The 25,976-nt window shown below is 43.1% G+C and carries 19 protein-coding genes and 1 pseudogene; 4 read left to right on the top strand and 16 right to left on the bottom strand.

Features of this window, described 5'->3' with window-relative positions; genetic code table 11:
• The 5 genes and pseudogenes from QT974_RS02275 to QT974_RS02295 all read right to left on the bottom strand — a co-directional run.
• Positions 1-928 (bottom strand): annotated as a pseudogene (locus QT974_RS02275) (hypothetical protein); the annotation flags it as partial.
• The gene (locus QT974_RS02280; protein WP_333466908.1) at positions 925-1,866 is read right to left on the bottom strand and encodes an AAA family ATPase; all 942 of its coding nucleotides are present in this window, start codon (positions 1,864-1,866) and stop codon (positions 925-927) included. The gene QT974_RS02280 and the pseudogene QT974_RS02275, both read right to left, overlap by 4 nt.
• Positions 1,851-3,716: a CHAT domain-containing protein gene (locus tag QT974_RS02285; RefSeq protein ID WP_333466909.1), complete on the bottom strand. Its 1,866-nt coding sequence runs from the start codon at positions 3,714-3,716 to the stop codon at positions 1,851-1,853. Before QT974_RS02285 ends, QT974_RS02280 begins: the two co-directional genes overlap by 16 nt.
• A 180-nt stretch (positions 3,717-3,896) precedes the next feature.
• Entirely contained in the window at positions 3,897-5,786 is a 1,890-nt protein-coding gene (locus tag QT974_RS02290) for a ThiF family adenylyltransferase (protein ID WP_333466910.1), read from the bottom strand.
• 132 nt (positions 5,787-5,918) lie between these two features.
• Positions 5,919-6,461 carry a hypothetical protein gene (locus QT974_RS02295; protein WP_333466911.1) on the bottom strand — a complete coding sequence of 181 codons (543 nt, stop codon included), beginning with the start codon at positions 6,459-6,461 and terminating at the stop codon, positions 5,919-5,921.
• 35 nt (positions 6,462-6,496) lie between these two features.
• Between QT974_RS02295 and QT974_RS02300 the strand changes: the two genes are divergently transcribed.
• The 3 genes from QT974_RS02300 to QT974_RS02310 are packed head-to-tail and all read left to right on the top strand — an operon-like array spanning position 6,497 to position 7,435.
• Complete coding sequence (locus QT974_RS02300) at positions 6,497-6,664, top strand: hypothetical protein (protein WP_333466912.1); 168 nt, start codon at positions 6,497-6,499, stop codon at positions 6,662-6,664.
• A 37-nt stretch (positions 6,665-6,701) separates the two neighbouring features.
• Entirely contained in the window at positions 6,702-7,118 is a 417-nt protein-coding gene (locus QT974_RS02305; RefSeq protein WP_333466913.1) for a XisH family protein, read from the top strand.
• Positions 7,106-7,435 (top strand): XisI protein, encoded by a 330-nt coding sequence (locus QT974_RS02310; protein WP_333466914.1) that lies wholly within the window; start codon positions 7,106-7,108, stop codon positions 7,433-7,435. The genes QT974_RS02305 and QT974_RS02310 overlap by 13 nt, the downstream gene beginning before the upstream one ends.
• Before the next feature lie 235 nt (positions 7,436-7,670).
• On the opposite strand, the gene QT974_RS02315 is transcribed toward QT974_RS02310, so the two are convergent.
• The gene (locus QT974_RS02315) at positions 7,671-8,777 is read right to left on the bottom strand and encodes a CHAT domain-containing protein (RefSeq protein WP_333466915.1); all 1,107 of its coding nucleotides are present in this window, start codon (positions 8,775-8,777) and stop codon (positions 7,671-7,673) included.
• A gap of 453 nt (positions 8,778-9,230) precedes the next feature.
• Between QT974_RS02315 and QT974_RS02320 the strand changes: the two genes are divergently transcribed.
• A complete protein-coding gene (locus QT974_RS02320; protein WP_333466916.1) occupies positions 9,231-9,953 on the top strand; it encodes a hypothetical protein in 723 nt (240 codons plus the stop codon).
• Between the two features lie 68 nt (positions 9,954-10,021).
• Here QT974_RS02320 and QT974_RS02325 read toward each other — a convergent pair whose 3' ends face one another.
• From QT974_RS02325 to QT974_RS02370, 10 genes are all read right to left on the bottom strand, one after another.
• Positions 10,022-12,961, bottom strand: coding sequence for a CHAT domain-containing protein (locus QT974_RS02325; RefSeq protein ID WP_333466917.1), 2,940 nt, complete (start codon positions 12,959-12,961; stop codon positions 10,022-10,024).
• Positions 12,962-13,107: 146 nt separating this feature from the next.
• Complete coding sequence (locus QT974_RS02330; RefSeq protein ID WP_333466918.1) at positions 13,108-14,292, bottom strand: DUF1822 family protein; 1,185 nt, start codon at positions 14,290-14,292, stop codon at positions 13,108-13,110.
• Positions 14,293-14,297: 5 nt separating this feature from the next.
• Positions 14,298-15,776 (bottom strand): hypothetical protein, encoded by a 1,479-nt coding sequence (locus tag QT974_RS02335; protein WP_333466919.1) that lies wholly within the window; start codon positions 15,774-15,776, stop codon positions 14,298-14,300.
• Between the two features lie 288 nt (positions 15,777-16,064).
• A complete protein-coding gene (locus tag QT974_RS02340; protein ID WP_333466920.1) occupies positions 16,065-17,810 on the bottom strand; it encodes a CHAT domain-containing protein in 1,746 nt (581 codons plus the stop codon).
• 54 nt (positions 17,811-17,864) lie between these two features.
• Complete coding sequence (locus QT974_RS02345; RefSeq protein ID WP_333466921.1) at positions 17,865-19,067, bottom strand: CHAT domain-containing protein; 1,203 nt, start codon at positions 19,065-19,067, stop codon at positions 17,865-17,867.
• Between the two features lie 30 nt (positions 19,068-19,097).
• Entirely contained in the window at positions 19,098-20,462 is a 1,365-nt protein-coding gene (locus QT974_RS02350; protein WP_333466922.1) for a DUF1822 family protein, read from the bottom strand.
• Positions 20,463-20,474: 12 nt separating this feature from the next.
• Positions 20,475-21,197: a hypothetical protein gene (locus QT974_RS02355; protein WP_333466923.1), complete on the bottom strand. Its 723-nt coding sequence runs from the start codon at positions 21,195-21,197 to the stop codon at positions 20,475-20,477.
• Positions 21,198-21,278: 81 nt separating this feature from the next.
• Positions 21,279-22,583, bottom strand: coding sequence for a hypothetical protein (locus tag QT974_RS02360; RefSeq protein WP_333466924.1), 1,305 nt, complete (start codon positions 22,581-22,583; stop codon positions 21,279-21,281).
• Between the two features lie 255 nt (positions 22,584-22,838).
• Entirely contained in the window at positions 22,839-23,579 is a 741-nt protein-coding gene (locus tag QT974_RS02365; protein ID WP_333466925.1) for a hypothetical protein, read from the bottom strand.
• 221 nt (positions 23,580-23,800) lie between these two features.
• A partial coding sequence (locus QT974_RS02370) for a CHAT domain-containing protein (protein WP_333466926.1) occupies positions 23,801-25,976 on the bottom strand: 2,176 nt, incomplete at its 5' end.

Consider the following 25,976-nt stretch of genomic DNA (forward strand, 5'->3'; position numbering starts at 1 on the left):
AAATGCCCTGTCGCCCAATCTGGTTAACTGTGGCTTCCACATCCAATTCTACAGGTGGCCCTTCCCGCACGGGACGGCGCAAGTAACGCCAACTTTGCTTCATCTGCCGCCTCGTCACTGGGAAATATTCGGATGTCAGGATGAATTGGCGATCGGAAGTTGCCTCATATTTATTGGTAGCTTGCATCACTGCTTTTGCAGCTTGCACCTCATCTTCTATTGCCTCTATTAATTCAGGATGGGGGGCAGAGATAATAGGTTTGCTTGTTTGCTCAGTTAGTTGTGGTGCTGTTTCCATTATACCAGAATCCTCTGTTTCTGGTGCAGAAATATCTGGTTTTTCTGGGATTGCTGGTATAGCTTCCTGACTCTCTTTGACAATCAATTCAAAGTGATAGTCAAATAGGCGCTTATCCTCAGCAGATTTTACCCATAAAGTTTTGCACAGGCGATATAAGGAAGTGCGATCGCTCGTTCCAAAACCCTTTTGTAAAGCTTCCAGTAACAGCTTATATTCACCGATGCCAAGGGGAAATCCAGCTTCTCGCAGTTGACTAAAAAGCTCAATCAGGGGTAGTTCGTCCATAATAGACTTCTTCAGAATAGAATCATCGTTCAGAAGCAAAACATCCGGCTCATCCTGCCTGCTTCTTAAATATCGCTTGATGACTGACTGAAGGTTACTTCTGCTAACCTTTTCGCCAAATGATGTTGAAAGTTGCTTCCAGAGTTGAGCTCCAACATCATTGATATAATCCAGTGCACGATCGCTAATTTGGGCCATTTCCTGATAGGATTTTCCTTCCCAAGACAGGCGAAAGACAATTTCTTGAACTTCGGTAAAACGCTCGCCATCCATTACAGACTTTACAATTGCCAGTGCTTCATCAACGGTAATTGCTAAATCAAAACTCAGATGTTTAATCACAATTCACCCCCAGCCCGCCTTTGCTTAGCATAGCGATTGTAATCATCCCAGCTTTTCAACAGCACGCCCGGATACAAAAGTTTTTTACCCAATTCATCCAGAACCCGATCTTCAGGATAGTGGCGCAGTATCCGAAACCAATCCATTAATTCACTGGTACTAACTTTTTTGCCAGCTTCTCCCTTGTCTTTCCGCATCTCCTCGCGCAACTGTAAAAACCTGTCAATGATTGCATTTACTAGCGCTTCAGGAGATGCCACAAAGTGAGCATTGATAATCTCAATTAACTGCTGGCGCTTGGGAAATTCAAGATAATGAAACAAGCACCGCCGCAAAAAAGCATCGGGCAAATCTTTCTCATCATTGCTAGTAATAAACACAATCGGTGTTGCCTTAGCTTGAATTTTATCTCCCGTTTCTTCGATGGCAAACCGCTGTTCATCAAGTTCCAAAAGTAGATCGTTAGGAAAATCAATATCAGCCTTGTCTATTTCATCAATCAGCACCACCGTCGTTTGTTCCTTCAGAAAAGCTCGCCCTAACGGCCCCCATTTAATGTAAGTCTCAGATTTATCAATTGCCTGAATTTTATCCTCGCTGAGGCGGCCGGCCGCCGCTAATTGAGCATCCCGCAAACGCCCCACAGCATCATAGGTGTAAAGTCCATCTTTTGCCCTGCTTGTAGACTTAATATTCCAAGTTTCATAAGGCAGTCCTAACTCATAAGCAACAGCACGGGCTAACTTAGTTTTGCCGCACCCCGGTTCTCCTTTAATCAGCAGGGGACGTTCTAATTGAATGGCTAAGTTAACAGCTTCAATTAAATCTTCGTCAGGAAGATAAGGATAAAATATTTGACCGTTTTCATCGATTTCTCCTAGTTGAGGCTGTACTTTACCTGTGTATTTCAAGCCTTCTCTGTTCAGTATTTCAGCCATACTTTCTCCCAGTCATACCAATTACAATCGCACAATTCACAAATCCTGTAGATAGCTTCTTGAGGCAAACCGCCATCGCTGTTTTCCAGAATATATCGCACTGACTCCTCAACTTTAGCAGTCAATTTAAGGGGTAAGTCATCAAGAGCATTTTCAATCCAAAATGTCAAATCTTGTTCGCACAGTAGAGTAATTTTGGGCAGCTTAACGGGGATGTGCGGTTCCCAAGTGGGGGAGAGTGTTTCAGCAAAATCGACACAATCCGATTCTTCAACATAACCGCTATGGTCAATTAAAAACATTAGTAACCCAGACGGCGATTGAGTTACGCCGGACACGCTTTTTACGAGTGGCAACCAAAATTGTCCCATAAATTGACTCATACATTCCTCTGGCATTTCATCGAGTCTATCGAAGATTAAAACCACAGTTCTATTTTGACATAATTGAGCAACTTTATCTATAATTTGTGTCTGTGAAGGTTGATTAATTAAACCGACACGACCGCCTAGTTCTTGCCACAAAGCTTTCGTATAAGTAGCGCGAGATCTTCTATTGATTGTGACTGAAATTACTTTGGCATTTGTCCAATGAGGAACCTGTTTCATCAGCCGATTTAACAGCCATTTTTGACCGCTGTCTTCTTCGCCATGAATCAAATAAGCACCGATGGGATGCTGTTCAACAAATGTTCGGAAGAATTTAACTTGATGAGTATAATTTAACCGCTGTAAAGCTTGGTGAAGTTTATAATAAGATTGTTGAGGTGGAGGTGAAGATAAGTCAGTGGTAGTTGGCATTTTCTGTTCGACTGGAATCCTCCGTAACTGTTCCCATGTAGGGGGTATCATAGCAGGATTTTGGTAGATAACAGGCAACCAATTAGCACAAGGAAACTCATTACCTAGTTCTTCCCGTAATCTATTTTTAGCCTCCTTGACTGCTAAATATAAAGTTTGACCGTTTTGGGAAAAAGCTCGTAAAAAATGCTTCAAAAAATCTTGAGCCACTTTATCTGGGATAGGTTGACGCATCACGATTACTTGCGGAATATTCAAGGCGGCTAAGCTTCTAGCTAATCCTAAGCCATCGCAGGAATTGAATATGGCTAACTTCAACCCCCGATTGATGGCTGTTTTGAGTCCTTCTTGTAATTCTTCTATTGTCAAGAATTCATGATTGTTTATGTAAATGCGTCCGGTTCCTTGTTCAGTTTTACTATGTCCCGCAAAAAAAAGGATGTCCCAATTTTCCTGCCAAAGCTGAGTGCTGATTTCTGAGCGAGGGCGTTGGCATAAAAATAGCGGTTCTTCTACGTTAGGGAGTTGTTTAATTACTCCTTTGTCAGGTTCAAGATCAATTCCCGTACTATCGCCGATAATGGCTAAAATCCTAATCTTTTTATTCAGCGGACTGTTGATAAATTCATACTCTGGCAAGCTGAATGCCATTTCAGCTTGTGGGTAAATTTGAAAAAAATCCCAAAATTGCCAAGGTATCTGTTGCAGTTCCCACAATTCAGTTTGAAAAATTACGCGGATTTGATCTTTATGAGTGCAGTAGGATAACAGTTTGTTCCAGTCCGAATAAAATGGTTCTGATTTCAACCAATCATTAAGAGTATTACTGAAAGCTTGAGAGGCTGTCTTCCAAGACCTCGATGGAGTTGGAAAGCATTTATCGAGCCATTTGCTATAATCGTCAACAATCTCAGGTTTTTCTGGCAGCTTGGTGGGCAGTGCCTTTTGATAAGACTTATTATCGTCTTCGAGCCGCAATGTTATGCTGTTAAAACCTAAATTGAGGTTTCCCGAACCAAAATTGATAATAATTAATTTTCCTATACCCATATTTTGTTAAAGGCGGTTTTGTTAAAGGCGGTTTCGTTTAAGTCCGATCGCCCTTTTTACCCGATTTTTCAAGCATTCCCCCAAACCTCTACAGTACCAGACGATCGCAGCAGAAAGCCCCAGAGGAAAGCATTTCTTCCCCTGGGGCTTTCTATCGCATCAATAATATTCAGCTTTGACTTAAGAACGAGAAGCTTTCAATGCAGCCCGAATTCCATCAGCTTGCACGCTGCGGAGCGCGATCGATCGCGGGTCAACTCGATGGTGTACAGTACCGCAGACGGGACATTCCTCCCGACTTTTTGCTGTCAACCAAACGCTTTGATAAGCGTACTGTCCCGGCGTATCCCCAAACACGCCCGGATAAAACCAGTAATTCGGAACCATCGACAGCGTGAGATAATTTAACCCCGCATCGATCGCCGGATTCAAGAAACCTTTAAGTTTCGCCTCAGCATCCTCCGGCAACAGCAGCGACAGAGCCATTTTCACCGCGACACTGGTAACATGGTGAATATCCGCCGCGATCGCCACTTCACCCATCACTCGACCGTTATTGCCGTAATCCCCATCCGCACTCACCCGTCCCAAATCTGCTTCTGCTTTATGGCGGTTGGCCGTAGCACAAAGATAGCAGGGAGTGCGATCTGGGATAGTCACAATTACCTCTCCTCCTTCGGCACCTTTGTAAAGCCCCACAAACAAAGCAGGTTTGCCGTGAAAATAAGCAAAACGATTGAGAATGCGCTGGGCGGCGGGGTCATCGGTAGTAGCAACTATCAAGTCGGCTTGTTGCACCAAAGCATCAAAGGTTTCAACCTCATAATCCAACAAACTTTTAGGCTGTACCGTCAACTCCAGCAGCGGGTTGATGTGCAGCAGTCGCTTCGCCAGGGCTTCCACTTTCGGATTGCCCAAATCGGTAAAATCGTAGGTAGTGCGACACAGATTCGCTGTTTCAACGGTTTCTGGATCGATGAGAGTGAGAGCACCAACACCGCTGCGAACCAGTTGTTCGGCGAAGTAGGAACCGACAGAACCCGTCCCCGCAATCAACACCCGTTTGCTGCTGATGTGCTGGCTGAGAATTCCTTGACTGCGCGCAAATAATCCTTGCTGGATTTCGGCTGCGGCAATTTTGGGGTCAAGGCCCGAATAGCAACCACTCCAGCCAGCCAAACGCGCGCGATCCGCGTCGGCTGTGATTGGGGACTTTCCCAAAGGGCCGTACACCTTCTGGTAGGGGCCAGAACCTGCGATCGCACTTTTGACTGCTGTTAGCAAACGGTCTTCTGGTGGCGTTTGCAGCGACCAATCTAACTGAATTTGCTCTGTGTTTCCGCCCTCTGGTGTCACCATCAGCAGAGGTGGCGTGACGGGATAAGACTCGCTGACGAGAAACAGCAGTTCCAAACCGCCGTCGAGAATAACGCGACCGGCCGGCATCGCCTTTCCTTCCATTTCGGTGATAAATACTTCCGGTGGTTTACTGCTGCCAAAAGTACGGCAAAGTTGTTGTAGGTTTTCCAACAGCGGTATGCGTTTGGGTGCAGCCGTCGGTTCTAGTGTTTGCAGGATACGGGGTAAATCGCGATCTGACACTTCCTTGACTGGCATCATTTCTACTCGCAAATAATTGCGATCGCGGGAAGCAACATAACAGGAAATTTTACCTTGTGCGATCGGCAATTCGTGCTCGCGCAACTGCCCCCAAGGACGCTGTAAAGTCACAATCGGAGCGATAAAGTAGGGAATGTGAGGGTTGAGGTTCAGCCCTTCTAGCATCGCAGTTTCATCGGGGCCGGAAGGTTGGTCTAGACCGCCTGGGTGGGAGTGAATAACGCCTTTAAACTCCAGTCCTTGATTGAGTTCTAGCTGCTGCACCCGCTGAGTTAATTGCGGGGATGGAAGATAGCTTGCACCGCTGGTATGGGCTTCTTCGTCTAGGAGAAAATGGGTGATAATTGACTGACCTACGGGGCCTAGAATTGCCCCTCCGCGTTCGGGAGGATGGTTGGCGATCTCAGTTTCAATGTCGTGCAAAACTGACTGTGAAATGTATAACATCATGGTTTTAAGTTGAGAGTAGGTAAATTTTGGGAACCCAGAAACCGGGTTTTTGGCTAAATACTTCGTTGCAGCCGACAGATGCGGTAAAAACCCGGTTTCTTTGGTCGGAGTGGGTCGGCTGCGATCGCCCTTTTAGAGGTTGTTGATGGAGAATGGGAATAGATCGGTACGCAGATAACTGCTGAAGCCAGTTGCCCAGAGGACTGATTTGGCAAAGGCTTGTTCTAAGGTGGGCAAGCCGCCTCCATCGCCGAAGCAGATGCGACCATCGCTAAACAGGTGGGCATCGTGGACATCGAATTTGCCGGCTACTGCTGGAAACAAAACCATCACTTGGTATAGGCTGCCGTCGCTGTAAGCGAACATGGTATACTGGTCGCCGAGTTCGCTGGTAATGCTGTAAACCCAGCCTGTAACGCCACTGACGCACATCTCTTGGGTGTTGTTGGGGAGTTTTTGAGCTACGATTTGGCGATCGGCTGTCACAGTGGCTGCGAAGGTTTTCTGGGGAACGCGGGAGAGTTGGCGTTCGGTACCTGCTTGGGGACGCAGGATGATGTTACCTTCGGAGTCTACAAACACGCTGCGATCCGTTGCATTGGGCAAGTCGGTGCCGCTGTGTTGGTTGGTGAGTACGCGGTTTCTGACTTCATTGAGATCTACTTGGTTCGTCATAAGTACCTCTGGATTGTTCTCTGTTATTGAGTCCTGTGGAGTTTTCAGTTTTATGCAGCGTTAGCCTGGTTTTGTTGGGGCTAGTTGCTGTGGAATCGCCTGATATTGCTTTATCGCTGGTGGGTGGGGGAGTTATGCGAGGTGGGGGGAATTTTTTGGGTGCGATCGCTGCTGGCTGCGATGATATGATGGCGGAGTGGTAATTAATAGCGATCTATTCAGTATTTTCGTGGCTATGATATGTCAGCTAAAGATATTTTTCACAATGCTGTTCGTTCAGCTTTAGAAAAAGAGGGATGGATCATCACTCACGATCCTCTCTTTATCAAGGTAGAGGAACTTGATTTTTTTATCGATTTAGCAGGGGAGAAAATTTTAGCAGCAGAGAAAGATGGCTTCAAAATCGCTGTAGAGATTAAGTCTTTTATCGGTGCATCTGATTTAGCCAGCTTTTACATAGCTTTGGGTCAATTTCTCAGCTATCGTTCTGCCCTGAGAAAAAAGCAACCAAATAGAATTTTGTATTTAGCAATAAACCAAGATGTGTATAATGATTTTTTTAGCAATCGTTTTATTCAAGAATTAATCGCTGAGCATCAGCTCAAATTACTCATTTTTGATGCTATTCAAGAGGGGATAATTTTATGGAAAGAATAGAGTACAAAGAATTAATCCAAACAATTTTGTCTCAACACTCAAGGAATGACTTGGATACTGAGACAGAAGTTCAATTACTTTTTGATACCGAACGGGAGCATTATCATGTCGTTCATTTGGGCTGGGACGAGCAAAAACGGGTTTACGGCTGTGTGATTCACGTTGATATAAAAGATGGTAAATTTTGGATTCAGAGGGATAGAACCGAAGCGGGAATCGCGAATGAGTTAGTAGCGGCTGGGGTTCCCAAGGAAGATATTGTTTTAGCTTTTAAAGCTCCTTATGTGCGTCAATTTACTGAGTTTGCTGTGGGGTGATTGGGATAGGGAGGATTTACTTTTTAATCAATTGGTATTTGAGAGCGCTCGACTGATGTTTGGGCTTGTCTAGTGGGTCTTAATTGCCGGATTTTCCCCGATACTGGTGGAGGGTTGAGGAGTTGTTGACATGGATTTGATTGTTATTGATGATAATAGATTAGAGCTTTGGTCTTGAGTTGATAGCGCGATCGCTTTCTAACTTATTGGCGTAGAAAGCGATCGCACCTAGTTTTTAGCTACTGCATAGTTGATGCCAATTCGGTGGCGATTGTGCCAGGTTTTGGTAGATAATTGGCAACCAGCTAGCGCGGGAAAATTGATACTCAAAACCAGTCAACCTTTCTCGTGCTTCCCTGACTGACAAATATAGGGGTTTGCCAGTAGCAAAAGCTTGAAGAAAATACTTCAAAAATTCTTGAGCTACACGATCTGGTACTGGTTCTCGCATCAAAATGACTTGGGGAATATGTAAAGAGGCTAACTCTTGGGCTAAACCTAAACCATCGCAAGAGTTGAAAATAGCTAATTGCAAACTTTGTGAGATAGCCTTTCGCAGGGGATGCTTTAAGTCACCGATGGTAACGCTTTCGGTTTCGTTGATATAAAGCCGTCCTTTTTCACCCTCAGTGCAGCTATGTCCAGCAAAATAGAGGATGTCATAGGGCTGCTGTTCCCATAACTGCTCCATTAGCTCTTCTCGCTTAGGCTTTACCACAAAACAAATTTCAGCATTGGGCAATTTCTCAAGGATTTTTCTGTCTTTTTCAAGATTAATCCCTGAATCGCTCCCTAAAATTGCCAAAATTTTGATACGACGCTCTCTTAATGTTTCGATCGGTATAATGCGATCGTACATTGAGGCGCTCAAGGCAAGTTGTGCTTTGGGATAACGTTCAAAAAAGTCCCAGGCATACCAGGGTAATCGCCACAACTGAATGTCTCGCGTTTGAATGATGAGTCGCACCTCATCTTCTGGCGTTAACTTTGCCAATAACGTCTCGCGGATGGGACGGAATGACTCTGACTTTAGCCAGTCATTCATCAAAGTATTCAATTTTTCGGGTATGTCAGTTATCGAAACATTGGTTACTTGACTCGCTACTGCTTCCAGTCGTCCTACATTTGTACCCCAATAAAGGGATTGAGAGATATCGAGACGTTCAATAATTTTCCGACGGGTGGGTAATTTGCCTGAGATTTCGGTTGAAGGAAGTCTGCCCTCTTCCCCAATCCGTACTGTTACTGGAATACCTCGGCAGTTTCGCTCTCCCAGAGTCAAAACTGCCAATTTACTCGATCGCCCCTCTGCTGAAGGGACGGTTTCTTCAATTTTTCCCATGTCGGTATCTAAATTCAGGTGTACTTCGATCTGCTTATGTCAGAACGTAGCACACCAGGTATTTATGTAGTCTTAGTCTTAGTAAAAATTTACATATGGAAATTCCGGCTTTGTTTTATTGTAAAGATTTACAATGAAACAAAGCCGCTTTAATGCGGTCAAATATTATGTTAGATAACAGCCCTAGCCACTTGTTGTGATGCTAAGTGCCGTTGCCGTCAAGCAGATCGAAGGACACCGACACTCGCTAGCCAACTTAGTTCTTCTAAAGCAGATCGAAGGATACCGATGTTGGGGGCTTTGGGCTGTGGGGTCAGAGTTATGTTCTTTCCCCCCTAATTAGATATCGGTAAAAGTGAAGGGTAAAACGAAACTTTATTCTCGGTATCGCAAAGTACCAAGCCATGCACTCTTTACGTGAATTCACAAAACAGTTGACAGAGTTGAGTTTTTATGATAAGCGATAGTTCACTGTGCCAACTAATTAAGCAAGCTTTACAGGATTCAGAAAAAGATCGAGATATTCATAATGCTGTCGAAGTATTAGCATTGGCTATAGATCAACTTCCTGAAGTCAAGGTATATCTTAGCCAAGGTTGGCTACCCTATTATGATGAAGCTCTCCCGATGACAATGAGGGATGTTAAGCGGAACATTAACAAATTTCCACAAGCTTACGGACTGAACATGGCATCTGTAAATTGCCAAAATCCATCCGACGCTGGGAAGGTCCGAAAAATGTTTATTCACTGGGTAATAATGATTCTTAGGCGAGATTGCTATGACGTGAAGCGTCAGCGAGATAAGCAACCCCAAATTTTTAGTACAAGCGATATTGTAAAAGGGGAAGTTTTTTCATTAGATAATTGCGTAGCTATGGATCAAGATATTACCACAATGGATAGATTAATCCAACAAGAACAACGTTCCCTAGCCGTAAAATTAAAACGTTACATTGAGCAAGATCCTGAAGAAAAATTAAAAAATTCTCATCCTCGCGGTAGAGCTGATTGTAATTGTCAGGTACTTTCGCAAAAAATTCTGCTAGACAATTTTCCTAGTGAAATCAAAAGTATTGCTAGAGAACTAAATATTCCTTATCAAACTTTACTAACACACTGGAATAGAAAATGTTTGCCTATCTTGGTTGAATTAGCTAAAAACTTGGGCTATTAACTGGCTATTACAGTAGTGCTTTTAATCTATGAAACCTTTTGAACAAACCCTCTTCATATTTTCTCAATTTATTTCCCTGCCAAACGAACTTGCAATAACTTATGGATAAACTGATAGCGCCCGCCAACTCGTTGCAAAAACTTTCGTTCGGTAGCATAATCTAAGAAACGCGCATAGTTCCAAGGTATGTATCCATTGCACCAAAGAATTAAACGCAAGGTGAAGTGTTGAATGCCTGCCATCCCTGCTTGAGTAAATCCAAAAAGTGTGCCAACAATAATAGCCGATAGCACAATATTTGCCATACCAATTTTATTCTGTAAAACTGATGATTCTACGATCATCGCCAGAAGCTGTTTGCTCATCATCGCTGCTGGTATTGCCATGCTAGTTGCACCGATAAGTGCAAATAAACTCGCATTTTTGACTGATTGCCAAATACTTTGATTGGGAATTTTTATTTTCTCGATATTAGAACCACTTACTCCATAAATCAATGCTATAACCAATCCGACGCTCAAGAAGACCATCATTCCTGATAATTTCCAAGTAATTAGTCCAGCTATCAAGCCTCCAATTAAAGATTGCAATAATTTTTGGTACGAAAAAATTAGAGTTTCCACAGGTTCTATTGTTTCAGCTTGCCCAACTGTGATAAAAGCCCAAAGACTAGATGGTAGCATTACAAATAGCGCTAAAGCCAAAACGAGAACCATTCCCCAAAAAGGCTCAAAAAGTACGCCAACTGTTAACCAAACAACGCTGCCAACAATCAGCGCCAGACTTAAACCAAAAATTAGTCCCACTCCCAAAGCATAAATTTGTTTATAACCACACGGCAACCAATGTGGCTGCATTTGTTCTAGCCAATGGGGCTGCATTTGTTCCAGTGAAAATCCTGAAAACTCTGTCTGAGACTTGTCCTGATATTTATTAGCTAGAAATGTCAGCCACTTCTGAGTTTTTTTAGCGGATGGTGCTGTTTGTTGCGAATAGGATACATTTTCAATTTTCTGTTTTAGCATTTGCTGAATATAGACATCCAACAGACTTTCTTCTAGTTCCTGAGTCGATTTGAACGTTACCTCATCTTCAAGTAACATTTCCTGGCCGACTAAAACCATAAGATTTAGCATCAGTGGAGACTCTAACAATTTCAAGAAAGCGTCAGAGTTTTTAATTGTTTGCCATAGTTGTAGGCACTTCATATCTGCGAAATATTTTTGAACTTCTGCCTTAGCTACTGGTTGCAAACAGATTGCTCCGTTCAGTTTGAGCTTGGCATTAATAAATTCGTATCCTTCCTTGCGACTGCATACAACTAAACCAGGAGGGCGATAGGCACTTTCCAGAAATTGATTAATCGCCTCTACACAGCTTTCTTGCCAGAGTGTTTCATCTAAGCCGTCAAGCAGTGGTAATATGCGGTGATTTTCTAACAATTCCTCAGCAATATTTAGGCTGACCTCATATTTAGAGACAAGTTCAGCACTCAGCCACTGGAGTAGAGGTTGCTTTTCATCTTTCCATGAGGAAAGGTTTAACAAAATAGGAATTGCCCGATTTGTGTCGTCTTCCGCCTGGGTAATTAGCTGCTTTGCTAGTTCTAGCAAAGTGATTGTTTTACCGTTACCAGGATCGCCTATAATTAATAACTTACTAGCAATATTATTCTGCTGAAAAACATCGAGCAATTTGGTTTCTGGACTTAAGAGTTGATTTGGCAAAGGATTGAGTCTGACCTCTACACCCCAAGGTGTTTCTACTTGTTTGGGCTGAAGTTCTTTTGGTTGTTGAATAACTACTCGATTGTGCAGTGACTGTGCCCAGCGACTCTCTACTTCCTCCTTTATCTTTGCTAGTAAGCGATTTCGATTCTCTGACTCTTGAGAATCGCGGTTTCTAGTCCAGATTGTCGATCGAGTTTTTGTACCTGAAGCGCCACGCAACTTATCCCAAGTTGGCATTAATTGACTGGGGTTTTGGCAAATGACCGGCAACCAAGAAACACTAGGCGGATATTCATCTAAATATTGCAACTTTTGCCGTGCTTCATTGACTGATAGATAAAGGGATTTACCGCTGGCAAAAGCATTCAGAAAATACTTTAAAAATGCTTGAGCTACATTGTCGGGAACTGGCTCTCGCATAACGATAATTTGAGGAATTTGCAAATCTGCGAGTTCTTGTGCTAAACCCAATCCATCACAGGAGTTGAAAATAGCTAATTTGAGACCTTTCTTAATTGCTTTTACAAGGGGTTCTCTTAGCTCGTTTATTGTTAAGCTATCAGTTTCGTTGATATATATCCGACCGCTTTCACCTTCAGTTTGACTGTGACCGGCGAAGAATAAAATATCCCAGGAATATTTTAAAAGATGGTGATTGATTTGTTTCCGATTCGGTTGAGGTAGAAACACGGTTTCGACACCGGGTAATTGCTCTAATAATTCTCGGTCTTTTTCGGTGTTAATGCCCTTGCTGTTACCTAAAATGGCTAAAATTCTGACTTTATTTCGTGATTTTTTAGCTGGGGATACTTGACCGTAGTTTGGTGCGCTTAGGGCAATTTCTGCTAAGGGGTAGTCTTTAAATAAATCCCAAAGATGCCAGGGAAGTTGCTGTAGTTGAAGGGTTGGTGCTTGAATAATAAACCGTACTTCGTCATCGGGTTTCAGACTGAGCACCAATTCCTCTCGAATCAGACTGAATTCCTGCGAGTTCAGCCATTGATTCATGGTTATAGTTAAATTTTCTGCTTGTGCGTTAACTTCACCATTAGATACATTAGACTTGAATGGTTTTGATTTGTCTAATCTGAGCGTGTCTACGCGAGTAAGATATTCTGACTGCCAACTTCTATAATAATTGGTAATTTTTGGGTTTGGCGGAAGATATCCATTGATAGGCGTAGAAAGGCGTTCGCCCTCTAATCCAATTTGTAACTTTGCAGGAAAACCTTGCTGAAAGTCTTCTTTTTCTAGAGTCAAAATAACTAATTTACCCATAACTTACCCTTGACTTTTAGTTATACAAAATATGAGTTTTTTACTCTCTTTATGAATTATAGTTCGGCGGTTGAAACCGCTACCAAACAAAAGAAGTCTGCGGAGGCAGACTAAGAAATAAAGAGGGTCTTTAAGTCGAATTGGTGTTAAATTACGAAATCTTCCACGATACTCGCATCGCCTAAAGCCACTTTAACACTAAACCGCTCTCCAGGCTCACCGCTAAACTCCAATTGTATCCAATTATCAGCACTTCTAGATCGCGCTTCCAAAAACAGCTCACCAGCATCATCCAATACAATCATCTGCACGTCGGGTGGCAAGTAAGTTTGACCACCACTTGGCTTTAACTGTAAAAGGATATTCCATTTATTGTTTGATTCAGGACTTAAATAAACAATTAATGCCACCGGATGACCTACTAATTGAATTCCTAAATCTATCATCCTACCCCGTACTTGGGAAGGTCGATCGCCTTCATTTTCTTCGGTTCGACTTCCCCCTCTAGCTGCTAACATATTCACACCATGAACTTCCACTAATTCATCCAAAAACAACCACAAGTTAGAAAAAATACTTTTAGTCAAAGTCACAACTTTTTGCAGGGCAAATTCCTTCCCTATTCGCCGATTATAAAGCTGTTCCCTCAAATCCTCAACAGCTAACAGCGCCCCCCACTGGGCAAAGGGTATCTTCAATCTAGGTGAATAAAGTGAAGGTTGGCCCAAATCACCTATGAACCTTTCTATTTGGTTATGAGATAATGTCGGTAACGGTTGAATTTCGGCTTTCTCGGCTGGACAAAGTTGCTGAGAAACCCAGAGAGTATTCAGGTTTTCAAACAGATCCTCTACATCGAGGGAATAAGTGCGATCGCCCCCATCATACCTTCCCTCAGTTTTCAGTTTGCGATGGGTGCTGAAACCCCACACCCGCAACCATCCATCCTTCAAATTTACCTGCACAGCCAGATAATAATCCGCCGCCAATGCAGGAATATCCACCCATTCTTGAGGCACGGAAAATTCATCAGTATCGATGGTTTCACTGGGAATAATTACTAGGCGACTTTTGCCCAAATTCAAGGCAAAACCAGTCACAAATTCCCACAGTTTTTCTGAGGATGCAAGTTGGACAGAGGTTTCGGATGCGGCTGAAAATTCAGGTGACAAAACTGCCAGGGTTAGCCGATTTAAGAAAGCGCGATGATGTGCTGCTTCATAGGAGTAATCTTGGGTTGCAGACAAAGCTATTTTCTGTTGGCTTTCGGAAAACTCTAGCCAGAGTTGATCGGGACAGGCGAGGCTTAATTGTGATAAGGTTAATGTCATTGTAATTATCTCCGTTCTAGTGTTAACAGGGCGTAGGGGGCGTTGGCTAAAAATTGTTCTACTAACAATGCTGATGACTTATCGATCGCGCTGAGAGAACAGGGTTTGAGTGCAAGATTTTGGTGCAACCAATTGTGTAATTGCGTTTGCAAAATTGTTTTAACTTGCACTAATTTTCCTTGCAATTCAGTTGGTGTTATGTTAAGATTGTGGGCGATCGCTCTTTCGTTTACTCTCTCACATCCGTAGTAGTGGCACAACAGCGTAATTTCCAACTTCAGGGCTGGATGCAGCCTTAAGGTGGTTTCCAAGAACTTGTACAGAATTGCATTTTGGCAATACCAAGTCAGCCATTCATCAAGCAGAATTGATAGGCGATCGACATCTTTTACACTGAAGGTAACATTGACTTGGGTTTGACTCCACTTCACCAAACTTGTTAACAGATATTTTTTGTAGCTAGTTAACTGTTTAGAAACTTTATATTGGTTGATACCAAATTCTTTACCGATGGAAGTTTGGTTGAATTTGGTAAAGCCATGTTCTAAGATTAACATTTTTCTGGCATCAGGAAAGTCACGAGAGAGGGAAACGATCGCACTTGCTAATTCAGTTGTCATCTGTTGCAGGCGATCGGATCGCTCCATGTCTTGCTGTCTGTTCGATGCTTGCTGCTCGGATTGCTCAGCCGTTTCTGATTCTAAATTCCAGTTTTCTGCATCCAGGGAATCAAATTGAATGTGAGTAGATGCCCGTAGCGCATCTACACAAAGTTGCAACAATGCTTTGACTTCCGGCACTGTCAATGGTTGAATGGAGTGGGGAAATTGTTGTTCGCTGCAAAATTGGGCGATCGCCTCCCATTGTTCCGCCGTTGGCTCTGGTAATCTCTGATTTTTGCCTGCTTTAACTGGGGCATAAACTTCTAAAAAAGCTTGCCAAGTTAGGAAGCAACGAGATAATTGGGGATCTCGAATTGCGAAGTTCTGTAAAGCAGTTTTCAGACCTTTTTTCGAGGTGCTCCGTAGCAGTCCCCAGTCACTTTGCCTTTGTGTTGGTTCATTTTTACGTACTTCGCTCATAATAGCGTCGCGCAGAGGAGGACTGAGATAGGTTTCGATTTGGCTTTGGGTGCGATCGAACTTAGTGCACAATTCTACTGCTCGGTTAGCCATGTAACGTCTGGCAATTTGCAAATAGTCTTCCAAAGCTTTTTCCGGTGTCTGGAAGGCATCGTAAGTGGATTTCGCCGCTAAGTAGCAAGCAATATCCACATAAGCCAGAAGATAGCTGAGTGCTAATAAATCCGAGTTACTTTTAGCAGCTTGGTTGCAGAAATATCTCAGCAAAACTGTTTCATCATGTAGCTCTGGATGCTGTTGCAGCAAGCGTATTAAATGTTGTCTTAGACGATAATCCTGCATGGGGCGAGGATGGGGATTGACTTGATAATAAGTCGAAAATCGATCGATTATGTTTGTCATTCTAGTGACTACTCCCAAATCATTTTTGAATTGCTGAAGTTGTATCGGGAGCGATCGGGCAAATTATGCCATGAGGAAATGGCCGAAGTTTTTGGTGGCGATTTCAGTAAGGATGGGGAGTTGGGGATTGGGAGGAGAATTTCCAGCAGGGGTTTTCCAGAAACCGGGCTCTCTGGGGTAGGGTGGCGCATGAGTACCTCGTTGGGGGGCTGTATGGCTTGCTATATATGTATCGTGGGGAATTGGGAAAATTATGCAGTTTGGTTTAAAAGTTGTTTTTTGGGGATGTTAGGGATTTTGGAGCGAGTACCAGCTTGGGGACACTTCGGCGGGGTTTTGGCAGATAATCGGCAGCCACGAAGCACATGGAAAATAATTTTCCAGACCTTCCAACTTCTCTCGTGCTTCTCTGACTGCTAGATAGAAAGATTTACCGCTGGCGAAGGCGGTGAGGAAGTTTTTCAAGAATTCCTGTGCAACTACATCCGGCACCAGTTCTCGAAAAACAATAATTTGCGGAATGTGCAATTCGGCTAGTTGATTTGCTAATCCTAAACCGTCGCAAGAGTTGAAAATGGCGATTTGCAAGCCGCGTGCAATCGCGGTTTTGAGACCATTTTTTAAATAAGAAATTGTTAGCTTCTCGGTATCGTTGATATAAATATAACCAGTGCTCCCATCCATTTCACTGGAACTATGGCCGGAAAAGCAAAGGATATCCCAACCTTGCTCTGACCACAATCGCTCTTCTAATTCTTGGTAGTTTGGCTTGACAATTAAGGCGGTTTCTGCATCTAATTGTGTTAGCAACTGTTTGTCTCGCTCCAGATTAATTCCTTTGTCGCCACCCAAAACTGATAAAATTCTGATTTTTCTAGTAGAGAAATTTCTGATTCTGTTTTTAGTAACAGTAGTTTTTAAAACTCGCTCACAAGAGGGTGAACTTAAAGCAATTTCAGCTTTCGGGTAAGAATTGATAAAATCCCACAGATGCCAGGGGAGCCGGCGCACATCTGGGTTTTGAGATTGAATGATGACTTGCAGTTGGTTAGACTGGTTAAAATTTCTATGCAAAATGCGATCGATAGGAATGAATTGCTCTGAAATCAACCATTTATTAAGGTGTTCCTCTAACTTTTTAGTTGAATTGTTAAAATCTAGGCGAGAAAACTTTGTTATCTGTGTTGGTTTTTTCTGTAGTTTTCTTTTTATTCCGAGGCTGGCTTCGTAAATTAATTTCCATTCTCTATAAAATTCTAGCAACTCTGAGCAAGGAGGGAGTTGACCAGCACATTGGGCTGATAATTGCCCAGTTTCTGCGAAGATTTGAGCAAGAATAGAAGGGAATCCATCGTTTAAGTTGCCTTCACCAAAGCTTAGAATCACTTTGTTATTGACAGCAAAGACTCCTCTCTCTAAGAAATTTTCAATTTTTACGACTTCTCTTGACTCAAAACTATGTTGCCATACATCTTTCATCCAGTAATCAGCAGTGAAATTTTCTTGATATTCGGCTTTTTCAAATAACACTTTCTCCTCTTGATTAAATCTACAAAATAAATCAAAGTTAAAGGAATCTAAGCAAGAAGTACACTCTAAATAAATAACAAAACATTTTTTTTGGTCATCTCGGATAACTGTTTTTCGGTATTGTTTGTCTGGTCGCATTGTATCTGTAATGCGAATTTCTTGTGGAACTGCGTATTCTGGCAAAGAAAGTGCATAGTAAGAAATGCAATTCATTTTCGTAGAAATTCCCTGCCAAGACGTACTAAACTCGTAGGAATCATTCAAACGGTTAAAGTTGGTTTTTCCTACTCGTCGCACTGGACATTCTCCAAACTCTCTAGAAAATCTTTTAGCGTATCGTCTTTCAAGAAAGTGAAATGGCCCTTCTCTTGAATCTTCATACTCATCTGCTAATGCAATCCACAGATCATATTTTTTATCAGCTTTTTTATCAGCTTCCATCGTGAATGTTTTCACTGTACCGTCGATCTCCAATTTTTCAACAATTACGGTATTCACCAGCATAATTGACCTCCTAATATTACGATTGAAATTAGCTATATCTCAAGGTGAGAAAAATCATTTTCTGAGTTGAGAGCCACAGGTTTCGCAAAACATAACATCGGCTACATTTTCAGAGCCACAATACTGACAGTAAGTCTTCATTTTTGAAGAAGGTGGCGCAACGGCAGATTTTAGTCCGCATAACTCTTGCCAACTCACTGGCTCCTCAGCAAGATTCTGACAAATAACTGGCAGCCAAGTTGCACAGGGAAATTCACGCTGCACACTTTCCAACCTTTCTCGCGCCTCCCGCACCGCCAAATACAAAGATTCACCGCGAGCAAACGCCTCAAGAAAATATTTCAAAAATTCTTGAGCCACCATATCGGGTACAGGCTCTCGCATCACAATTATTTGTGGCATATTCAAATCGGCTAACTGGTTGGCAATTCCCAACCCATCACACGAGTTGAAAATTGCCAACTTTAAGCCCCTCCCTATTGCCTTTCTCAGAGCAAACTTTAAATCGCCAATTTCTACACTTTTACCATTTTTAATAAAAAGTTTTCCTGTAGTAGCATCAGGTTCACTCACACTGTGACCAGCAAAAAACAAAATATCCCATCCCAGCCCCCTCGAATCCCGAATCACGAGAGAAACATCTGTTTCTTCTGGTTCGACAAAAACAATTTCCGCCTCCGGTAACTTTTCTTCTAATTCGCGCTGATCCCTTTCTAATTTAATTCCCGTACTATCACCAATAATTGCCAAAACTCTCACCTTATTTCTAGTTTTAGGCGAATTTTGTCGCTGACAGACGGGAGAACTCAAAGCTACTTCCGCTTTCAGGTGGTGGTCAAAAAACTCCCACAAATGCCAAGGTAAGCGCCGTAAGTGGGAATCTTCAGTTTGAATAATGAACCGCACTTCTTCATCTGGCTTAACGTTCCTCAGCAAACCCGCGTTCGCAGGATAAAATTCCGGTGATTTGAGCCAATCATTAAGCTGCTGTTTTAAAGCATCGCTGTCTGCTTCTAAATCGCGACGAGAAAAATTTGTTACCTGTGTTGGCTTCGCTTCAATTCGCAACATTGAACCCATTTGACGGTATTTTGACTGCCAAGTATTATATAGCTGCGGAATCTGCGGGGCTGCTGGCAATTTGCCAGTAAATGTCCCTACTAAGCGCTGGTTATCTTCCTTAATTTCTAATCTGACGTGCTGAAATCCTTGCTGGCAATCACCAGCTATAAAACTCAAGACAACTATTTTACCCATTCCCATTACCCTAGAGATTTTGACTTAAAATTAGATAGCAAAATGTTCAGTAATTTCGGCATCTTCCAGCGCTACCTTAACGCTGAAAGGCTCTCCTAATTCACCGCTGAATTCCAGTTGAATCCAATTATCAGCACTCCGCGCTTGAGCCTCCAAAAAAAATTCTCCCGATTCACTATCAATTACAATCAGTTTTATCCCCGCTGGCAGATAGGTTTGTGCAGCAGATAGGGGATACAATCTGATGAGAATATCGGTTTTTTCGGCGTTTTTTTGGCAATTGACAATCAATACAATAGGATAGCCAGCTAAGGAGATTTCTCTCACCTTACTTGCGCTAAGGGTTGGTGATTCGATGTCAGCAGTGCGGGAACGGGGGGCGCTGGCAAATCTAAAAATTAGATTTCCTTCTTGATTGCTTAAAAATGATTCCAGACTCTGCCAGTTGTATTGAGAATTAGTTTCAGATTTTTGCAACCATTCATTTAAACTAATTAAACCAGTAGTAGTTGGGGATGGGAGAACCATTGCAGGTTGTGGAATTTTTCCTGGGGCATTACTGCTTTGATTAGTGGGAGTTTCGGGATTAATCGATGTATCAGAGTCATCGCCACCCCAGATTTCATCCAACTTTTCTAGCAACTCTTCTGCTAAATCTTGCAACTCAGTTTGTTGTGAATCATCAGACTCTTCTCTATCCACAATAGGTGCGTCACCTCGGAAGGCAAAACCGCGTTGTGCAGGCACATAATTCGCTAACAACTCCCCGCCCGCATAGCGTCGCTCGTCTTTGTTATAGGTGCGATATATTCGCTCCAATTGAGCAGCAATCTCTGAAATTGGCTGGTCTACTAATCTTTCCCTAACCTGAATTGCGACCTCTTCATCGCTTTGCAAGAAAAACTGGGCTGATTCCAAGCGATCGATATAATCAATCAATGTTTCTATTGGTTGAAGACTGGCAATTTCTATTATTTCAGGCGGTAATTGTGGATCTATTGCTGGATAAAATCCCAAGAACTGCACCTCGTTTAATTGTTCCTGAAATTGAACTGCAATATAAGCAATTCTGTTTTCAGTTACTTCTGCTGGTAGAGAAATAACTGTTTGTCCAGGTAAAACTGGACGACATTCGAGTTTACCTACATTGGGAATTACTAAATCCGCTACGTCTTGGAAACATCGAACAACAGAATGCCAACTGTCGCCTGCGTTCAAATCAGTTTCAATTCCCAGCCAGTCTAAAAAACTGCGAACACCTAAAATAGCCAGAGTATTTAAGTAAACCTGCTCGCCTTTCTCAATCGTATCTTGTTGCACAGAAAATTTTCGAGCTATTTCATGGTTTTCTCTGCTTAAAGCCATTGTCAAAGAATTGGTTTGTATAGTATCCATAAGATTCTCCTTTTAGTCCTCGTATCCTAATTCTATCGCAATTTTTCTAAGTAAAGGAAGGCAGAATTTTTGCCATCGAGTGTACACTGTTTGTTCGGGAACTGGTTTTTCGGGAGTAGTTAACTCCTTAGCAAGTTGCCTGGGGTTAAGAGGCGGTTCTTCAAGCAGTAGTTTTTGACTTAAAAGTTGGCAGTCAAGATTGGAATTATTACGCGGGTGACAGTTTCTCAGTTTCATGTCAGGATCTTCTTCTATATAGCGCTTCATTTGTCTAGTAAGAGAACGACGTTCTTTTTCTAGAATCAACTTGATGCCAGATAGAGTTAAATCATCCGCGATTGTATCTCCAATTATCAGACCTTCATCCCCTCCGATGCGATCGCTCATACTAACAGGTGGGGGTCGCCTGTCTCGCTGACGTTTCACATCGTAGCAATCGCGCTTAAGAATCATCATTACCCACTTAATAAAGGATGCTCGAACATTAGCAGCCTCAGAAGGATTCTGACAGTTAATAGTTTCCAAATTTAAGCGATACATAGGAGGAAACCTATTAATATTGCGCTTAACATCCCTTTCCGTCACCGGGAGAGCTTCATCATAATATGGCATCCAACCTTGACCAAGATATCTCTTAACTTCCGGCAATTGATCGATCGCGAGTGCTAGTGTCTCTGCCTTTTCAGGAGAGTGTAAAGCTTCTCGGATCAGTTGACATAACGACGCATCATCCATAGGGGCGTGAATTAGAGCAAAAAAGGGATGCTCTCAATTATACCAAGAGAACACCCCCCACCTCATCCATTTCCCATTCTTTTAAGCCGCGTCGCCCAAGTCGCCCCCAAAGTCCTCATGGCTTTCCTTCCAGTTGCGGTAGGCTTCGTCATACCGCTGCTGCGCCGCCATGATATCCTCCTCGCATTGTTTAATTTGCGTTCCGTAACGGTGGGCGATTATCTTCAAATCTTGCCCTAAAATCTCTTCTAACTCAGCGCTTTTCTGCTGCACCCACTGCTGCCGCATTCGATCGACCTTTTGCTGCTTTTCCTTGATTTCGTGAGGTGCACCAATCATTTCAATGTCTGGCGCTACGAAAGCATTTTCCAGTTCGGTTTTGTCGGCGCGAGATTGAAATAACCGCTGTTCGATCGCCCGATCGCGCTCCAGTTCCAACTCTTTTTTGCGATCGCGACCCATGCTAATATCATAGTCTGCTTCCGCCATCGCCATATTCTTCAGCCGCCCATTGCTATCCCCCTCAGCAATGTATTTCATTAAATAGTCCAAAGATGCTTCTTGGCTTTCTTTATCAGCCAGGAGTTTTTCAACTTCCGCTTCTGGCATTCCTTCGCGGGGGAAAACACAGCCCAAATACTTTTCAATTAAACGGGCATACTGTTCTGGTAACTCAAAACGATCGCTCTGAAAAGCAGCGGCCAACCAAACAATAGTAACAGGCAAACTGGCGGCGATCGCTTCTATTAAAATCCCCCCCGGCAGTCCCATTTGTACTACAATCCACAGCGCTGTTGAAAATTCCGCCGCACTTAGAGTTCCTGCTAAAATGGCATCGATAGCCAACTGTTTCTGTAGATTTTTGCCTTCGACTTGTTGAATCAGTGCCTTTTGAGTGCGGTAAAACAGTTCGTCTAATTCATTAACAGGAGATTGTCCTTGCTGGGCGATCGCGCTAATTTCCTGTTTTGTACCGTGAGCAATTCGCATATTTGTAAATACTTTAGTAGCGCGATCGTCTACTAAAAAACTAGCCAATGCACCGCCTCCCATTGCAGCAGGTAAAGCAGCCGGGCCCAAACGCGAAGTTAGCACTTGCGTTCCCGCACTGAAGGTAAGCGCACCTATTACTACTACCACAAATTTTGTGGCTTGTTTGGTAGTCGGTGAAGATTGCCGGGAGACTATGGGATTCATGTCTTGAATGCGGGCTTCGGCAATCCGAGTTTCTGCTGAGTTGGCAACTCTTTCGCTGATATTTGCTCGTAGTCCTCTGGGGAGGCGTTTAACTACTTCTTGGGGAAATTGCCGCCAGCGATCGACTATTTGCCAGATATGAAGTTGAATTTGATTATGCTCGTTATTCTGCGGTTGATTTAAATTCATGGTCTTTCCTTTGATTTTGCTGACAATGTTTAATCGTTTAATTTGTGAGGAGTTATGCAAATTTTTGAGGAAGTTACTTAATCCTGGATGCACGGGGGGCAGAAACCGGGTTTTTGACTGAATCTGCTGGCTACAACGAAGTATTTTGAGAAAAACCCGGTTTCTTTGGTCACATTGGAGGGGCAGAAACCGGGTTTTTTACTAAATCTGCTGGCTACAACGAAGTATTTTGGTAAAAACCCGGTTTCTCGGCTCCTATCGAAAACCCGGTTCACGAGCGGTTTCCAAGGCTAAACTGACACAGTTAGAAATGTCTTTGAAATCGCAAATTTGCACCTTGCCTTCAGATGTTAAATTAGTCTCTAGCTGGTTTTTGAGGGTTTCGTCTTCAACCATGAAGGCGATCGCCCCATTGTTTTCGGTAATGTTGTGGACAACGCTTTTAATGCGCTTAATATCTTTCGGATTGGGTTGGTTTGGGCCCGGCTCATCATTTTGAATGCCGATGGTTACTACGACAGGTTTTAAATTGTTGCGGGCGCGTTCTTTTTGGATGGTGTTTTGGATGCGTTCGAGGAGTAAAATTAAAGAGGTTCCTGGCTGTTTGTTGGCGATCGCCCGTTTTGGATCTTTACACTGGCCCAGGAGAGATAAACTGTTAGAAATGGAGATATTTTGGGTAGTGACAGGGCGATCGGCAAAAGACATAGAAATTGCTACATCACCAGGTTTATAATGTTGAATACTGGCTTGACAGTGTTGTTGCCGCTGAGCTGTATAAGTTTCAGCCGAATCGGAATTGTCATCAGCCCGGATGTGGATGATGCGCTGGGTGGTAAACTCAACAAATAGGGTAACGCCAACTATACCAATACCGAGAAGAATTCCTGATAGAATCACGGGCGATTTGAACCAAGCTTTGTGAGTCTGGGTAGGTGTGGCTGGAGATTGTCTGTCGCGACGGCTGTAGCGTGTGGGGTGATAGTATCGGCTCATGGCTGTTGCTTTGCTAACTGTGCTACTGGTATATCGAAGAGAGTCGCGGCAGTTATGCGAGTTGCTGAAAATGATGAAAGTGTCGGCCGGTTTTCATCTGGGGCTATGTTAAGTTTATACTAAATCCAGCTTAAATATCTCCCTTATTTCTTAGTCTCGCGTTGCGCGGACGAAAGTTTGTGTAGACGCGGTTTCAACCGCCGAATGCTCTGGATTTGATATTAACTCAAACCCGAACAGATGAAACCGGCCCAATAGTAAGGTTCGGCAAAGGGCAATTCTTGACGGCAGAGAATTTTCAGGTTTTCTTTGACTTGGAAAATGCGAGAAGCGATCGCATCCCATTGTTTATATTCTTCATCCCATCGCTGATACTCTAGCGTTCCTTCAAATAACCGTTTACGATTTTTCTTCGCTTTTTCCCACTTCTCCATTGCTTGTTGCCATTGCTGTTGCAAGTGAGTTTCTAGTTCACCTTTATACTCATCAGCTAGGATTTTCCCTGATAAAGTCCTGAGTTGGACTTGCGCTTTTTGTAGCGCTTCAGTACGGCTTAAACCTACTCCGCGATACTGATAGTAAAAGATGGAAAATAAGGCTGTGGCTAAATCATCAACTGACCACAAGGTACTGACAACACTCCGCGCCCCCGCACATAAAAAACCCGTGGATAATGATAAAATATCATCAGTAATTCCAGCCACACCGAGGTTAGTTTCGCAACAGGAAAGGAACACATCTAAGAGATTTTTAAGTCGAAAACCGGGACTCATTATTTGACCTAAAGTAATCTTCCCATCAGCAAGAAGTAGGCAGGATTCTAAGGGACTATCGAGGCGAGATTGAGCGTGGTGGCTGGAGTGTAAGACTTGCACTTGTTTCACAAGTTGGCGATAATTGATCACTGTAGCTTGGCTGCGACCTTTTAAGCGTAGGTTTTCGGGAATGTTGTAGAATTTCGCGATTTGTTCGCATTCAAATTGGGCGTTGGGTAGCGTACCATCGGCATTTTCTACAGTGCCGTAATTAATCTCAGAAAGTGGCTGGCGTAGTTTGCAATATTGCAAGATTTGGCTACTGGGAACATAACGAATGCGGAATTTATCGCCTAAGTATTCGGTTGAGATTGTTTCACTTTCCGGTGGAATACTTATATTAGTGATAGTATTCTTTTTTTCCAGGCGGGTGAAAATTTTGATGACTTGGCGGATGATTCCTGATGGCTGGTTTTCCGGTGGCTGGGAGTTGACTGGATTGGGAACAGTTAAAGGTAGGGCGGCAAAGGGGATTTGATGCAAATATAGGTGGGGGATGATAATCAGTTCCTCAATATTCTTGAGATAGGTTTGCACTAAGGTTTTGAGTTGCAGTTTTTCGGCTAATTGCTGCAAAAATTCCGAGATTTTGGCTAACCAAATGCCGTATTTTCTGTTAGAATAGGGAGTTAGCCACTCGTCAACAACTAAATCGCGTAAAGCTTCAGATCCCAAGCCGGTGCAAGTGTACAGTTTGGGTTTTTTGTGGTTGTAGATGATGAAAATGTGGGTGTCATTCTTGGTGGTAAATAAATTGATAATGGCGGTTTTTGGTTGTTCGATGAGTTGCTGGATGGTGCGAAAATCTAGCGGGGTTACTTGAATTTCTCCGGCCAAAACTGGGTCTAGTCGGCGCATTTGTTCCCAGATTTGTTGTTTTTGCGCTTCCAAAGTTTCGATGGTGGCGACGGCGGCTTCTACAGCGTCGCGACGCAGGGCAAAACTGCGTTTATCTGTTGGTTGTTGGCGAGAGTTGCTGTCACCTTGGAGGGGTTTACGTCCGGCATCAATTTGGGCTTGGATGTTGTCGTATTGTTGCAAATATTCCTGAACTTGGCTCGGAATTTCGCCGTCTGCGTAGAGGTCGTTACTTGCCATTAAGTCTACCAGACGTTGGGAACTTGAACGGTCTACATATTCTATGGCTTTGTTCAGGTTGCCGCTATTGATGTAGGCTTGAATGATGTTTTCGTAAACGTCTATTGACTCAGCGATAATCTGTTGACGACTGGCATCGGTGGTTGACCAACTGCGGCTTTTTTCCACAGCAAGAATGGCTGCTGCGTAGCCCTCAATGGCAATCTTCCACAAACCTTCTTTGAAGGCAAGATTACCGAGGTTTCTGCCAGATTGTAGACAATCTAGTGGTAGAGTTGTGGGAGTCCGAAATTCTAAGGCTAACCGGAAACAACGAATTGCCTCATTTAGATTCTTTGCTCGGTTGCCGGTGATTTTGTCAGAGTAGGCATTTGCCAGATTATTTTGAGTCTTTGCCCAATATTCGGGAAAATCGGCACGGGTGTAGACTTCTAAAGCCTGTTGATAACAACGAATTGCCTCATCTAGATTCTCGGCTGGGTTG

Source organism: Microcoleus sp. BM001215392 (assembly GCF_036700185.1).
GTDB lineage: Bacteria > Cyanobacteriota > Cyanobacteriia > Cyanobacteriales > Microcoleaceae > Microcoleus.

What these genes read in the sequence shown, in the direction of transcription:
- QT974_RS02290 (WP_333466910.1), bottom strand. Translation starts at nt 5,786, where the DNA reads ATGATGTTATACATTTCACAGTCAGTTTTGCACGACATTGAAACTGAG.
- QT974_RS02345 (WP_333466921.1), bottom strand. Translation starts at nt 19,067, where the DNA reads ATGGGTAAAATAGTTGTCTTGAGTTTTATAGCTGGTGATTGCCAGCAA.
- QT974_RS02295 (WP_333466911.1), bottom strand. Translation starts at nt 6,461, where the DNA reads ATGACGAACCAAGTAGATCTCAATGAAGTCAGAAACCGCGTACTCACC.
- QT974_RS02310 (WP_333466914.1), top strand. Translation starts at nt 7,106, where the DNA reads ATGGAAAGAATAGAGTACAAAGAATTAATCCAAACAATTTTGTCTCAA.
- QT974_RS02330 (WP_333466918.1), bottom strand. Translation starts at nt 14,292, where the DNA reads ATGACATTAACCTTATCACAATTAAGCCTCGCCTGTCCCGATCAACTC.
- QT974_RS02350 (WP_333466922.1), bottom strand. Translation starts at nt 20,462, where the DNA reads ATGGATACTATACAAACCAATTCTTTGACAATGGCTTTAAGCAGAGAA.
- QT974_RS02285 (WP_333466909.1), bottom strand. Translation starts at nt 3,716, where the DNA reads ATGGGTATAGGAAAATTAATTATTATCAATTTTGGTTCGGGAAACCTC.
- QT974_RS02340 (WP_333466920.1), bottom strand. Translation starts at nt 17,810, where the DNA reads ATGCTGGTGAATACCGTAATTGTTGAAAAATTGGAGATCGACGGTACA.
- QT974_RS02355 (WP_333466923.1), bottom strand. Translation starts at nt 21,197, where the DNA reads ATGGATGATGCGTCGTTATGTCAACTGATCCGAGAAGCTTTACACTCT.
- QT974_RS02335 (WP_333466919.1), bottom strand. Translation starts at nt 15,776, where the DNA reads ATGACAAACATAATCGATCGATTTTCGACTTATTATCAAGTCAATCCC.
- QT974_RS02325 (WP_333466917.1), bottom strand. Translation starts at nt 12,961, where the DNA reads ATGGGTAAATTAGTTATTTTGACTCTAGAAAAAGAAGACTTTCAGCAA.
- QT974_RS02360 (WP_333466924.1), bottom strand. Translation starts at nt 22,583, where the DNA reads ATGAATTTAAATCAACCGCAGAATAACGAGCATAATCAAATTCAACTT.
- QT974_RS02315 (WP_333466915.1), bottom strand. Translation starts at nt 8,777, where the DNA reads ATGGGAAAAATTGAAGAAACCGTCCCTTCAGCAGAGGGGCGATCGAGT.
- QT974_RS02365 (WP_333466925.1), bottom strand. Translation starts at nt 23,579, where the DNA reads ATGAGCCGATACTATCACCCCACACGCTACAGCCGTCGCGACAGACAA.
- QT974_RS02320 (WP_333466916.1), top strand. Translation starts at nt 9,231, where the DNA reads ATGATAAGCGATAGTTCACTGTGCCAACTAATTAAGCAAGCTTTACAG.
- QT974_RS02280 (WP_333466908.1), bottom strand. Translation starts at nt 1,866, where the DNA reads ATGGCTGAAATACTGAACAGAGAAGGCTTGAAATACACAGGTAAAGTA.
- QT974_RS02305 (WP_333466913.1), top strand. Translation starts at nt 6,702, where the DNA reads ATGTCAGCTAAAGATATTTTTCACAATGCTGTTCGTTCAGCTTTAGAA.